The sequence below is a fragment of the Granulicatella seriolae genome (assembly GCF_024543085.1).
GTDB lineage: Bacteria > Bacillota > Bacilli > Lactobacillales > Aerococcaceae > Granulicatella > Granulicatella seriolae.
In genome coordinates this window covers 1-12576 of sequence record NZ_JANHNZ010000012.1, presented here as the reverse complement: position 1 = coordinate 12576, position 12576 = coordinate 1, and the positions used below count along the sequence as shown (strand labels likewise).

Sequence of the window (12576 nt, the reverse complement as noted above, 5' to 3'; positions counted from 1 at the left end):
GTGCTTATCTCTCCTTTTTTTCAATACGAATTTGTGGAATCAGTTCCTGAATCAATGCATCTGTAGCGATGCCCACGGAAAATGCAGTGGCACTTCCAGTTGCGGCACCTTGTTGCAGGCTTTGTGCGTAATCCTTGGTTTCTAGATACTTGGCCATAAATCCAGCCAGCATAGAATCCCCTGCTCCGACTGAGTTGATGAGCTTGCCTTTTGGTACGTTGGAGCTTAGAATCTGACCGTCTTCTGTGACTAAAAGCGCCCCGTCTCCTCCTCTGGAAACCAGTACATTTCTGGCGCCTTGTTCTTGTAATTTTCTAGCGTAGGTTATAATCTCGTCTTCGTTCTGGATAGTCACGCCGAAAATCTCGCCTAGCTCGTGGTGGTTAGGTTTGATGATAAATGGTTGGTACTGTAGGCAGAGGGTTAAGAGATCTTTAGTGGCGTCTAAGACAAAGTAGGCTTTTTTCTTTTGACAGAGCTGAGCAATGGTGGCATAGGCGGAGGAATCCATACCGGGCGCTGCATTTCCAGCTAAGAAAACCACATCGCCTTCTTGTAGCTTGTCTTGGAAATAGCTGACTAGCTCTTGGAATTTCTCAGGCGACACGTGTGGGCCAGCTGCGTTTATCTCGGTTTCTTCCTTGCTTTTGAGTTTGACATTGATACGGGTCGTGCCCTCCACTTCAATAAAGTGCGGCTCGATGCCTTCTCTTTTCAGTTCTTGCTTGATATAGTAGCCAGAAAATCCAGCCAAGAATCCTGTTGCGATATTGGTTTGGCCCAAACGATGGAGGACTACTGACATGTTAATGCCCTTGCCCCCAGCCACATAATCTTCGCCGACTGACCGATTCAAGTCCCCAACTTGAAAATCAGGCACCTTGATGACCAGATCGACTGCCGGGTTAAAGGTAATGGTATAAATCACGCTTCTTCCTCCTTTATATTGATAAGTGCTGTTTCAATTTGGTAACGGGTTTCTTTGCTGGAATCTAATTGGTAAGTGATGATGGTAGCGTCTTTTAGGCTTGCGACTTGGCAGAAGCTGACTTTAGAAAACTTACTAGCATCAATCAAGATATAGCTTTGGCTACTTAGTTCCACAGCCGTCTCCTTCATGGTCGCTTCCTCTTCGTCTGGAGTGGTAAATCCCATATGTAGATCCACACCATTCATACCTAAAAATGCTTTGCGAAAGCGGTAGTTGTGCAATTGTTTAACGGCAGTCGCCCCAATAATGGCTTGGGTTCCTGCTTTAAGCTTGCCGCCAATCAGGATTGGGTCGATACCTAATTCAGAAAGGAGCGCTGCGTGTTGGATACCATTTGTCACGACGGTTAGTTTTTTGCCGACTAGGTAGGGAATCATGGCTAGGGTTGTGGTGCCGGCGTCGATGTAGATGACATCACCGTCTTCGACTAGGCTGGCTGCTTGTTTGGCGATTGCCTTCTTGTCGTGAGCGAATCTGACGGATTTTTCTTGGACGTTGGGTTCAGCTTCAATCATGAAGTTGCGTTTAGCGCCTCCGTGGACTCGAGTCAGCTGGCCCTCGTCTTCTAAAATGGATAGGTCACGTCTGATGGTCGATTCGGACACGCCAAGTTTGTTGACTAGCTCCTGCATCTGGACAATGTTCTGTTTTTCTAACGCTTCTAATATGGCTTGGTGTCTTTTTTCAGTAAGCACTTTCATTCACCTCACAGATAGTTTAGCACAAATTAATGACCGTTTCAATCAAAAACATTCAAAAACGTTCAAATTATTTGGTTTGAGTATGCGAGTCAGCCAGTAGAGCGGTCAGGAATGAGAACGGTGGCACCGCCGAAAGCCTTGGTCTTTCGACTTAACTGTCTACGTGGATGTAAGGGGCTGAAGCCGAAACATCCACTGTGCACCAGCTATGCTTTGCACCGTTATTCCTGACCGCTCTACTGGCTGCCTCGCTTTTTGTGCTGGTAGTGGTTAAGAAGTGTCTACATATATCAGGGATTTGAGCTGCTATATGTTGAGAATTATGTATAGAGATAAGAAGAGAGCTTTCATTTAGAAATGTAAGAGGCTGAGTAACAAGTTCTTATTATAAGCAAACAAAAAAGTTTCCGGCAACGGAATCAGAAATAGGGGTGAAATAGCGTAGCTGACGCACAGTAGTTGTGTCGATTTTAGTCGATTACAGATACGTAGTCAGCTAAGCCGTGAGACCAAGGCTCACGGCGGTGCCCCCGTTCTTATTTCTGTTTCCGTTGCTGGAAACTCTTTTGTGATTTAAAAATAGATATTATTGATATGGATTTTTTATCCCGCTCCATTTTTTTGCTTTCAAACACTCCTTTAAGCTTTTAGAAGAGCATTAAAGTCTAGGGTGTGGAGTTGGTTGAAATCCATTGGCTCGTGGGAGGTCAGTATAAAATTGGCTTTTTGGTTTTGGCGGATGGCGGTGATAATCGTTATCAGGTCATCTTTGGTTTCTTGGTCGATATTTGCAAATGGTTCATCCAGAATGTACCAATCTCGTTTGACGCTTAGAATGGATAGCACATAAATCAGGCGTTTTTCCCCACCCGACAGCATGCCTAGCCGTTTCTTTTTGTATCTTTCAAAATCCATTTCTGGGTAGTAGCTTTGTAAGAAATCAACAAAATGTTGCCTTGAATTGCCGCTTAGGTCTTGAATAAAGTGAATGTACTCCTGCACGGTCAAGCGGTTGTAAAAAGTGAAATTCTGTCTCATGTAGATATTGTTGTCAATCCCCTGATTGCCTCTTAAGCCACTGAGATAGTCTAAAAATAAGGTTTTTCCACTACCATTTTTCCCTTTCAAATAGGTAATGCCCTCTTGAAACTCACAAGTGACGTGGCGATCAATTTCCTTGATGTATAAGTCGTTCACAGTAACCACAGCCATCACCTACTTTCCTTTGATAGTGGTCTAAAGTTGACAATACTTGGAATGCTGATCAGAATCAGTAGGCAACTAATGAGTAAATAACTGATTTGGAATCTGCCAGCAATCAGGTCGTACATGGTTCTGCCAAAGATGATAAATGGGTTGAAACGGTTGATGGGAGTATCAAAACCCAGCGCCAGAAAGCAGACAAAGATGAGCATGTTGCAGATGGAGGCGATGGTTGACGAGTAGAGGTTGCGCAGATAGGTAAAATTATAGCCAATGAACGCCACTGGCAAGATGGCTAACATGGCTAGCAGTGATAGTCCCGTCAAACGGAGGTAGTTAAAGTTGAATAAGAAGGTCGGAATCAGATTGAAAATGCCCATGCAGACTAAGCTGTACAAAATTTGGGTCAGCAGCAAGCTCATGAAAAACTTGACCGGAACCCACTTGATAGAAAAAATAATCGATAAAGCACCGGAATCCTTTTCGATTAGGGCATTCAGACCGACTCCGTAGACAAAAGCGTTGAAAACAATATAGACCCACCAGTAGATCAGGTCGTACTCCGAAGTAATGCGGTTGGTATTGAAAAATAGCATGACACTAGGCACTGCCAAGGACCAGAAAAATGACAGCTTGTCCTTTAACAAAAGGGAAATATTTAATTTGCACAGGGTTAGAATTGTAGACATGGCGCCTCCTTAGTATATGTATATTATTGAGCAACTTTGGAAAAATCCACGCCATTCGGCATGTTTTATCCGATAAAAAAATACTAAAGTATTTTAAGTGGCTTGTCAACTGTTGTAGGTATGCGAGTCAGCCAGTAGAGCGGTCAGGAATGAGAACGGTGGCATCGCCGAAAGCCTTGGTCTTTCGGCTTAGCTGTCTACGTGGCTGTAATCGGCTGAAGCCGAAACATCCACTTTGCACCAGCTATGCTTTGCACCGTTATTCCTGACCGCTCTACTGGCTGACTCTCTTTTTGTGCTGGGTAATATTGAAAAGCAACTAGGTAGATAATAAATTTGAACTTTTATCTATTGGGTGACTTTTTATTAGACTTAATTAGAAAAGTTAGGAATCCTACCCAATTAGAAATGTACGAGGCAGGTAAAAAGTCATTCTAATACTTTAGCAAAATAGTTTCCGTGAAAAAAATTAGAAATAACGGTGTAGAGCATAGCTGTTACGCACAGTAGCTGTTTCGGCTTCAGCCGATTACAGCCACGTAGACAGCTAAGCCAGTGAGACCTTGGCTCACGGCGGTGCCACCGTTCTCATTTCTAATTTTTTTCACGGAAACTATTTTGTGATTTAGAAATATAATCTATTCTTCATTGTCCATTCAAGATACAAAAAAGCACCACAAAAATCATCTCTCTGATTTCTGTGGCACCATTTTAAGGCTTATTTTGCTTCGTTTTCTTTGTCTTCTTGGATTAATTTTCTTAGGGCTTCAACGGCTGTTTTGATGGCAATCTCTGTGTCGTGGACGACTGGGTTGGTTAGGTTGGCCTTTTCGCGTTCTTGGTTGGCAACCACTAAGAAGACAGAACCCATGCGGACACGTAGGTAGCTGGCCACGATGAATAGGGCAGCAGACTCCATCTCGGAAGCTTTTGTGCCTAGGCGCAACCAAGCGTTCCACTTGTTTTGCAGCTCGTAACTTACTGGCATGATGTCTGGGCTGTGTTGGCCGTAGAAGGAATCTTTACACTCCACTACACCTGTGTGCGCGCGAAGGTTCAAGTCCTTGGCTGAGGCAACTAGAGCATTGACCACATCAATATTGGCAACCGCTGGAAACTCAATCGGCGCATACTCCTTGCTAGTCCCCTCCATACGAATGGCACCGGTCGCAATGACCACGTCACCACTTTGCACATCCAAATCCATACCGCCACAAGTTCCCACACGGATAAATGTGTCCGCACCAACCTTGACCAACTCTTCCATAGCGATAGCTGCTGAAGGTCCGCCAATACCAGTTGACGTCACGCTAACTTTCACGCCGTCCAAATAACCAGTGTAAGTCACGTATTCTCTTTGATCCGCAACCAATTCCGCATTGTCAAAATGTTTTGCAATCTGTTCACAACGTTTTGGGTCACCCGGCAAAATAACATACTTGCCCACCATTCCTTGTCCAAGTCCAACGTGATACTGTAAGCCATCTTCTGCATATTTCATATTATTTTCTCCTTTTATCTAAGTTTTTGAAATGGTTTTAACTTCCTTGTTTTCGCTCGCTGCCATTTTTTCAGCGATATAAGCTTTCATTTGTCCATATTGTTGCTGTGAAATTTCTATGGTATAGCCTTTTTTGGTGATGTAGTCTTTTTCTTCCATTTGCTTGATGGAGCGGTTGACTGTTTTGACAGACAGGCCAGAATTTTCGGATAATTCCTGTCTAGTGATGCGGAGCTGACACTTTTTCTTGTTTGTTTCTTGTTCATACAGGCGGATAAAGAGCAGTATCATCCGGTCGACTCCTTGGAGAAATAAGAAAGCTCGTTCTTTTTGGGCTTGGTCTAGTAAGTAGGTGCCCATGCTTTTGATTTCCATGAGGAGGGCGTTTTTGTCGTTTTTTAGCCATTTCTCGTACTTTTGTTTTTCGACCGTTAGAAAAAGGCAGTCCGTGTAGGTGGACAGGGTGCTTTTGTAGACATCCCTTTCCAGCAGGATTTCCATACTACCGAACGCCTTGATGGGCTCAAAGCGCATGTAGTCATAGGCAATACCCAGAATCCGATAGTCGACAGCACGCACATGACCTTTGATCAAAAGGAAAATTGTCTCAACCGGGTCATCTTCACGAATGAAAATGGTGCCTTTTTTCAGTTGCTGAAGGTGGAGTGCCTGCAAGAGCCACGGTGGTGCATCAGCAAAATAGGATGCCAAATAGGTTCTGTCTCTTTCATTCAAGACCTGTAATTGGCTAAGTAACTCTTTTACTGTTTCCGTCAAAACGCTCACCCCTCTCAAATTGGATGCGTTCCCATTCCTTTATGTTACTATCATAAGGTAATTTGATTGGTTTAGAAAGGACTTTTGTCCTTTCTTTGGAAATATTTTATTTTTTTAGGTGGATATGTATTGAAGAATTTGGAGGAAGTGGTTTTCTGGACTAAGACAGTTGAGTCTCCAGCTAGTGAGGCGGGAACAATAAGGGTAGTAACACTGCCATAAGTACTCATTGGCTAAGCCGTACAAGTTCTGTGCCTTAGCTGTACTTCGCCTTCTTATTTCCGTCCCAATTGCTGGAGACTATTTGTGTTTTGAAAAGTCTATCTATATAATCCTACAAGAATCTACATGACTCAAGTACACCTTGAAGATAGCACAATTTATAAAAAATACATCCTAATCAACCATATGATGATAATCAATAATGTTGTGACTGTCATAAGTAACGCAATTAAATACAGTTTTTTATCTTTACTCTTGTCTTTGAAACGATTGAGTAAAAACATAGACGTTAAGTTCAAAATGAAAAATACATTCACGTCATTTTCAATGTGATTCATATTGAAAACATATAGAATTAGCACAACAATTTCTACTATTAAAAGTTTTTGATACATAGAGCAACTCCTCATGCTATCGATGTTGCTTTCATAATAATGTTTTCAACCTTCATCTGTAAAATGCTTTTGTAGATTTCTAAAAAGACTGCTCTTCTTTAGAGTTTCTGTTGCTTTTTAGAGCGTGATTGGTAACTTAACAAGTTATACAAAGTCTATGTTTAAATCATAAAGAGCTTAGACTTCGTTTGAGGATATTCTAGTGGTTTGGACATAAGTTAAGCCCCTAAAAAGTCAATTATGAGAAAATCTAACAGTTTTAGCTTTCTAACGAGGAATAAACTGCATTTATTCCTCGTTAGATACCTGTTTTGATGCTCTTTTCTCATAATTCAGCTCGAAACAGTCTCCTTTAACTTGTTTTTGCTCATTTTTGATTGATTTATGAGAAAAAGCAACAGATTTAGCTTTCTAACGAGGAATAAACCACATTTATTCCTCGTTAGATACCTGTTTTGGTGTACTTTTCTCATAATTCAGCTCGAAACAGTCTCTTTTAACTTGTTTTTGCTCATTTTTGATTGATTTATGAGAAAAAGTAACAGATTTAGCTCTCTAACGAGGAATAAACCATATTTATTCCTCGTTAGATACCTGTTTTGGTGTACTTTTCTCATAATTCAGCTCGAAACAGTCTCTTTTAACTTGTTTTTGCTCATTTTTGATTGATTTATGAGAAAAGCTAACAAATTTAGCTCTCTAACGAGGAATAAACCACATTTATTCCTCGTTAGATACCTGTTTTGGTGTACTTTTCTCATAATTCAGTAAAATCAGTATCTAAACAATAACTAGTAACTCAAAAACTCTCCCTCACAGTAGCTATTGATGTTAAAAAATCCATTTCCAAAACTCTTTTGTGATTTAAAAAAATAGATATTAGTCATTATGGACTTTTCCCATCTCACAAAAAGCTCTTCAACTTCTTCATTTTCCGGACTTGGGTAGTGCTTTGTCGTAACTTTAACTTAACAGGCATAAGGGTCACTCTGGGAGTTGCCACCTCATTTATCAGGTTAGCTAGAGTCACCATTGCCGTGGCTCCGGCTTTTTGAAACTGGTACTGCACCGTACTGAGCGTTGGCTGGACGTAGTTACCTAAGTCATAGCCGCCAAATCCAGCGATGCAAACTTGGTTAGGTACCGACACGCCTAGATTAGATGCCGCCTTTAGCAAGCCAATCGCCATAGTATCTGTTGCCGCGATTAAAACCGTTCGGCGGTGTTCTGCTAAAAGCTGCTCACCTTTTGCGACAGCTGACTCCGATGAAAAGTCCGATTCCAAGACCTCCACCCCTCTTGCACCAGCCTCTCGCAAGCCATTGATAACCCCAGCCTTACGAATACGCCCCACAGCCCGGTCCTCTTCCGGCACACCGATATAGGTCACATGCTGATGCCCCAGTCCGACAATAGCCTGCCCCATTTCATAACCAGCTTGATAGTCATCATGAACCACCGAGTACAACCGCTCATGCTCTTGCCCCACCACAACAGCAGGAAGCCCACTCTCGTCCAAGGCATCCAAGTGTTGCGAAGTAATCTGACCGGCTAACCAGATGATTCCTGCGACCTTTTCATGAGCAAAGCGGTAAATGGCAGCCACTTCTTGGTCTACCTTTTGATGGCAGTTGGCAACTAGAACCTGGTAGCCCTTATCTTGCGCCACACAGTCAATACCTTTCAATGTTAGGACAGTTGAAGGTGAGTCAAAGCGAGGGATAATCACCCCTATCACAGTAGGCTTAGGGGTTAAGTCAACCAGACTAGTTCTGCCAGTTGTCTGTTGGCTAATCCCCTCACCATTCGTATACTTAGAACCATTACTTTGGGCAAGCCCAGTTTGACCGGTCGTCATGCCAGCTCCTCCAATTGATTACGATTATTTTGCCTTAATAGGCGGTGGTTAGATCAATACCAAACGCGTCACTCATGGCTTTTGTTGCTTGAGTGATAGGCGTTTTACTGACAAATTTCCCCTTGTAGATATATCTCAAGGTAGCGTCATCGTTACAGGTCACCAAGGTTATCTCCGTTTCACCCGGTCTGTCGTCCACCACATGCACCTGATAAATGTCCACTAGATCGATGGTCTCGGTTTTGTACTCATAAATATTCTCCAAATCTGTGATGTAAATGGTATCTCCAACCTTTAGATTCATTAAAGGTGAAAAGAGTACGCTAGGAGATGCTGGGTAATGGTGACCTGCCAAGGCATAATTGCCCTCACCCATCACTTGGTCCGGCTTCATGGTACCGGCTCCCGCAAGCAAGGCTTCATTAGCCAAGCCCCGATAGATAGGCAGATTCATGCCCACACTAGGAACGGCAATCGCCCCAACCGTCAAATAGTTGGAAGTATCCAGTTTGGCCGCAACCACATTTTGCAAATTAATGCTTTCTACCTTGTCGAAGTCAAAGCTAGCATCTTTTTGGGAGTTGTCCTTGATCTCCTGCGCTGTGACAGGTTGTGCGGTCAAGGCATAATCAGCCTGGTGCTGAGCTAGAAGCATATTTCGGATGGGGTCTGCTGCAAAAAATAGGGCTGCCAAAACAAAGCAGATGCCAGCAAATAGGTAGCGCCATGAGAATTTCTTTTTAGGTGTTTTTTCTTCGTTCATTGTTTTCTCCTTTGAGCTTGTTTTTAAGCTTGTTTGGTCGCCACTAAAATCCAGTAGCCCTTGTCACGTGCGATCATATCGCAATTGCCAAAAATCTCAACCATCTTTTTCTCCGCACTTGGAGCGCCTTGTTTTTTTTGGATGACAATGACCAGTTGGCCCTGGTTTCTTAGATGGGTATGCGCTTCTTCAATAATTTGGTGAACGGTAGCTTTTCCTGCTCGGATGGGTGGGTTGGAGATGATAACTCCAAACTCTTTGCTGGCAACCTCTTGGTAAAGATTGCTTTCATGGATGTTGGCGTTGCTAATCCGATTCAGGTTAGCATTGTCCTTGGCCAGTTGGACGGCTCTCTCGTTGACGTCCACCATTTCCACGGAAAGGTGTGGGTAGCTATAAGCGTAAGCGAGGCCGATTGGTCCGTAGCCGCAGCCCATGTCTAGTAGGCTGGTTTGGGCTAGGTGGTCGGGGATGTCGTAGCTTTCGATGAGTAGTGCTGAGCCGAAGTCGACGCCGTGTTTTGAGAAGACGCCGCTATCGCTATGAAATGAAAAGTCGTGTCCGCGCAAGGTATAGGTCCAATGCTTGGGTTGACTTGGTGTTGTTGGTTGTTTTGAGTAGTAGTGATTAGTCATGATTTCCTCCTTACGGTAATTCCCTTTCATTATACCGTTTTCTCCTATTCTAAGATAGTTATTCATATGAGCTTTTATGTAATTTTAAGCAACAAAAAACCCGTTGTCTTTAAACAACGGGAAAAGGTTAGGAGGGTTTACTAATAAAAAATGTTTGGGAGTTCATTTTTTATTTGGGAGAAGTAAACCATAGGTGTTTTTTATTGGGTATGGATAGAGTATAAACCCTAATTATGAATTTTCTGTGAATTTTTGTAATTTTTTTCAAAAAATTATCAGTAAAAAGAGAATGCCTTTCTTTGTTAGTTCCTTAAGCTATTTCTTCACATCATCATAATCATTTGATCGTTTAAACAGATCCACTACATAGGGGCAGACAGGGATAATCTTCTTGTTTTCTTGACGTGCAAAACTTGCCACTCGGTCAACCAGCTGTCTAGCGATTCCTTGTCCACGTAAACTGGGGTCAACATAGGTGTGGTCCACGATAATCATGTCGTCCCCCGAAGGAACAAAGGTAATCTCCGCATCACGCACTTTGGCTTCGTTATAATGAACAAACGCATTGCCTTCCTTGATAAATTCCATCAATCTCACTCCTCCTAAATGGTATATATACTAGTATACGCTTTTTTGAGTAATATTTCACTATTAAAGGGTAGGATGTGTGCCTGCTCAACATAGACATAGGCTGGGCAAAAAGTCCATAATGACTAATATCTATTTTTTAAAGCACAAAAAAGTTTTGCGAAAAAGGGTATCAGAAATGAGAACGGTGGCACCGCCGTGAGCCTAGGTCTCACTGGCTTAGCTGTCTACGTGGCTGTAATCGGCTGAAGCCGAAACATCCACTGTGCGTCAGCTATGCTTTACACCGTTCTGTACGGATAAATTTCTGGGGAACTCTTTTATTTGGTTACCATTTGGACTTTTTGCCCAACCTATTTTTGTCTTAACACTGAGTGTAAATCTGAAACGTTTCACCCACCGCAACACCTTTTTACTAACTTGACAAGCACGGTTCCTGTCTCTAGAATAAGCCTAGTCATAAAAGACTAAAACCCTTTTAAATCTAGCTATTTTTCTAAACAAATCAATTTCCTAAGCACTAATTTCTAGATATAGAATGGTAACGTCAATGACAAATAAACAGATAGAATGGAGAAAATAGATGCAAAAAGAAAGTTATTTTGATGGTGGCTTGTTGGAATTAATTGGGTGGAGCCTACTTGGCGGTTTGGTCACTGCCATTACATTTGGGATTTGTTACCCATGGGCACTCTGCATGATTTACGGATGGAAGATTAACCACACCGTCATCGAAGGCAGACGCCTCCATTTCAACGGAACTGCCGTGGGACTGTTCGGTCACTGGATCAAATGGCTGTTCCTAACAATTATTACTTTAGGAATTTACGGGTTCTGGGTAACCATCAAACTAGAAGACTGGAAAGTTCGCCACACAACATTTTAAACAAAAACAGGCAAGCAACTTTTACGAGGTGCTTGCCTGTTTTTTTCTTTATTTCTCAAGAATAATATAGTATGCTTAAATAAAGGGAGATTCTTGGTCTGACAAGAATACCAAAGCACACAAAAAAGGAGTGGAAAACATGTTACCATTTGAAAACGAAGTACAAAAAGCTACAAAGACTTACATGCTTATCATCAACATCGCTTTTGCAGCCATACTACTCAATGCCTTCATCGTCGCAGCAACATTTTTTAGGATCAATCAGCATATGGATATGGCATTCAACAACACATTGTTAACAGGCTCCCCCACCTATGCCTTCCTAGCAGCTACTATTCCCGCCACCATAGCCTACATTTTCCTGAGAGTTGTCATACAAAATTACGGTGAAAACCTCCGTCAAAGTTACATGATGACGAAGACCGAGGCCCCCATAGTTGAAACAGAAGACCAATTAACCGAAGCAAAATAATTGCTTTCTAAAAGTTTTAAAAACAAGTAAGCACTCTTTATAGAGACTTACTTGTTTTTCTTTTCTCATTCATAATAATATAGTATGCTTAAGCAAAAGGAGTGATACTATGTTACCATACGAAAAAGAAGTACAGAAAGCGATAAAAAACTACCTGCTCATCATCAATATTAGTTCTGCCTTAATACTAATAAGCGCCTTACTCATTTCAATGGCATTTTTCGCCTTCAATCAAATCAGCATCCCCTCCGTCAATCCACTGATTTCGTCAGGCTCACCCATCTATGCCTTCCTAACAGTCGCAATTCCTACCACGATGACCTATATTCTTCTTAGAGTCGTCATAAAAAACTACGGCGAAAACCTCCGCCAAAGTCATATGATGGCTAATACCAGAGCGAAACAAGAGTAAAAAGTTTTTCGGAAGAAGGGCAAATATACAATATCAAATTCTGAGTGGACTGCTTAAAATCGAAATATTTTCTTATAATTATCCCACGAATAGGCAAGATAAACAAAAAAACTCTTTAACCACTGATATCCAACGGTTAAAGATTTTTTCTTTTCTGCTACTTATTTGAATTTTCCTAAGCTACTTGCCGGGATTGAACCGGCGACCTCCACCTTACCAAGGTGACGCTCTACCGACTGAGCTAAAGCAGCATGAATGTTTATTGATGGTATAAAAAAAGACTCCGCAAGTAGGACTCGAACCTACGACATCATGATTAACAGTCATGCGCTACTACCAACTGAGCTATTGCGGAAAATTTTTAAAAAGCGTGGCAACGTCCTACCCTCACAGGGGGAAACCCCCAACTACTATCGGCGCTAAGAAGCTTAACTGCTGTGTTCGAGATGGGAACAGGTGTGACCTTCTTGCCATCGTCACCAC

At 42.2% G+C, this 12576-nt stretch carries 13 protein-coding genes, 2 tRNA genes and 1 rRNA gene; 3 read left to right on the top strand and 13 right to left on the bottom strand.

Features of this window, described 5'->3' with window-relative positions:
- Positions 1–4: 4 nt before the first annotated feature.
- From pfkB to NPA36_RS09135, 10 genes are all read right to left on the bottom strand, one after another.
- Positions 5–928 carry a 1-phosphofructokinase gene (gene pfkB, locus NPA36_RS09180; RefSeq protein ID WP_256945829.1) on the bottom strand — a complete coding sequence of 308 codons (924 nt, stop codon included), beginning with the start codon at positions 926–928 and terminating at the stop codon, positions 5–7.
- The gene (locus tag NPA36_RS09175) at positions 925–1686 is read right to left on the bottom strand and encodes a DeoR/GlpR family DNA-binding transcription regulator (protein ID WP_256945828.1); all 762 of its coding nucleotides are present in this window, start codon (positions 1684–1686) and stop codon (positions 925–927) included. Before NPA36_RS09175 ends, pfkB begins: the two co-directional genes overlap by 4 nt.
- A gap of 645 nt (positions 1687–2331) precedes the next feature.
- Entirely contained in the window at positions 2332–2904 is a 573-nt protein-coding gene (locus NPA36_RS09170; RefSeq protein ID WP_256945827.1) for an ABC transporter ATP-binding protein, read from the bottom strand.
- Positions 2904–3584 carry a hypothetical protein gene (locus NPA36_RS09165; protein WP_256945826.1) on the bottom strand — a complete coding sequence of 227 codons (681 nt, stop codon included), beginning with the start codon at positions 3582–3584 and terminating at the stop codon, positions 2904–2906. Before NPA36_RS09165 ends, NPA36_RS09170 begins: the two co-directional genes overlap by 1 nt.
- Before the next feature lie 718 nt (positions 3585–4302).
- Positions 4303–5085, bottom strand: a complete 783-nt coding sequence (udp, locus tag NPA36_RS09160) for a uridine phosphorylase (protein ID WP_256945825.1) — start codon at positions 5083–5085, stop codon at positions 4303–4305.
- 18 nt (positions 5086–5103) lie between these two features.
- The gene (locus NPA36_RS09155; RefSeq protein ID WP_256945824.1) at positions 5104–5862 is read right to left on the bottom strand and encodes a Crp/Fnr family transcriptional regulator; all 759 of its coding nucleotides are present in this window, start codon (positions 5860–5862) and stop codon (positions 5104–5106) included.
- 1521 nt (positions 5863–7383) lie between these two features.
- Positions 7384–8337, bottom strand: coding sequence for a trehalose repressor (locus NPA36_RS09150; protein ID WP_256945823.1), 954 nt, complete (start codon positions 8335–8337; stop codon positions 7384–7386).
- Between the two features lie 34 nt (positions 8338–8371).
- Positions 8372–9100 carry a class A sortase gene (locus tag NPA36_RS09145; protein WP_256945822.1) on the bottom strand — a complete coding sequence of 243 codons (729 nt, stop codon included), beginning with the start codon at positions 9098–9100 and terminating at the stop codon, positions 8372–8374.
- A gap of 23 nt (positions 9101–9123) precedes the next feature.
- On the bottom strand, positions 9124–9735 hold the full coding sequence (locus tag NPA36_RS09140) for a class I SAM-dependent methyltransferase (protein WP_256945858.1): 612 nt from the start codon (positions 9733–9735) through the stop codon (positions 9124–9126).
- 315 nt (positions 9736–10050) lie between these two features.
- The gene (locus tag NPA36_RS09135) at positions 10051–10323 is read right to left on the bottom strand and encodes a GNAT family N-acetyltransferase (protein ID WP_256945821.1); all 273 of its coding nucleotides are present in this window, start codon (positions 10321–10323) and stop codon (positions 10051–10053) included.
- A gap of 583 nt (positions 10324–10906) precedes the next feature.
- On the opposite strand from NPA36_RS09135, the gene NPA36_RS09130 reads away from it, so the two are divergent.
- The 3 genes from NPA36_RS09130 to NPA36_RS09120 all read left to right on the top strand — a co-directional run bounded on the left by NPA36_RS09130 (position 10907) and on the right by NPA36_RS09120 (position 12093).
- Positions 10907–11209: a YjgN family protein gene (locus tag NPA36_RS09130; protein WP_256945820.1), complete on the top strand. Its 303-nt coding sequence runs from the start codon at positions 10907–10909 to the stop codon at positions 11207–11209.
- A gap of 139 nt (positions 11210–11348) precedes the next feature.
- Positions 11349–11681 (top strand): hypothetical protein, encoded by a 333-nt coding sequence (locus NPA36_RS09125; RefSeq protein ID WP_256945819.1) that lies wholly within the window; start codon positions 11349–11351, stop codon positions 11679–11681.
- Between the two features lie 109 nt (positions 11682–11790).
- The gene (locus NPA36_RS09120; RefSeq protein WP_256945818.1) at positions 11791–12093 is read left to right on the top strand and encodes a hypothetical protein; all 303 of its coding nucleotides are present in this window, start codon (positions 11791–11793) and stop codon (positions 12091–12093) included.
- A 178-nt stretch (positions 12094–12271) separates the two neighbouring features.
- Here NPA36_RS09120 and NPA36_RS09115 read toward each other — a convergent pair.
- The 3 genes from NPA36_RS09115 to rrf all read right to left on the bottom strand — a co-directional run bounded on the left by NPA36_RS09115 (position 12272) and on the right by rrf (position 12576).
- Positions 12272–12344 (bottom strand) — tRNA-Thr (locus NPA36_RS09115).
- 30 nt (positions 12345–12374) lie between these two features.
- Positions 12375–12448: transfer RNA gene (locus NPA36_RS09110), tRNA-Asn, on the bottom strand.
- Between the two features lie 13 nt (positions 12449–12461).
- A 5S ribosomal RNA gene (gene rrf, locus NPA36_RS09105) occupies positions 12462–12576 on the bottom strand.

Bases quoted from the DNA above. Each gene is read 5' to 3' on its own strand.
- NPA36_RS09170 (WP_256945827.1), bottom strand. From the start codon at position 2,904: ATGGCTGTGGTTACTGTGAACGACTTATACATCAAGGAAATTGATCGC.
- NPA36_RS09165 (WP_256945826.1), bottom strand. From the start codon at position 3,584: ATGTCTACAATTCTAACCCTGTGCAAATTAAATATTTCCCTTTTGTTA.
- udp (WP_256945825.1), bottom strand. From the start codon at position 5,085: ATGAAATATGCAGAAGATGGCTTACAGTATCACGTTGGACTTGGACAA.
- NPA36_RS09150 (WP_256945823.1), bottom strand. From the start codon at position 8,337: ATGACGACCGGTCAAACTGGGCTTGCCCAAAGTAATGGTTCTAAGTAT.
- NPA36_RS09145 (WP_256945822.1), bottom strand. From the start codon at position 9,100: ATGAACGAAGAAAAAACACCTAAAAAGAAATTCTCATGGCGCTACCTA.
- NPA36_RS09140 (WP_256945858.1), bottom strand. From the start codon at position 9,735: ATGACTAATCACTACTACTCAAAACAACCAACAACACCAAGTCAACCC.
- NPA36_RS09135 (WP_256945821.1), bottom strand. From the start codon at position 10,323: ATGGAATTTATCAAGGAAGGCAATGCGTTTGTTCATTATAACGAAGCC.
- NPA36_RS09130 (WP_256945820.1), top strand. From the start codon at position 10,907: ATGCAAAAAGAAAGTTATTTTGATGGTGGCTTGTTGGAATTAATTGGG.
- NPA36_RS09125 (WP_256945819.1), top strand. From the start codon at position 11,349: ATGTTACCATTTGAAAACGAAGTACAAAAAGCTACAAAGACTTACATG.
- NPA36_RS09120 (WP_256945818.1), top strand. From the start codon at position 11,791: ATGTTACCATACGAAAAAGAAGTACAGAAAGCGATAAAAAACTACCTG.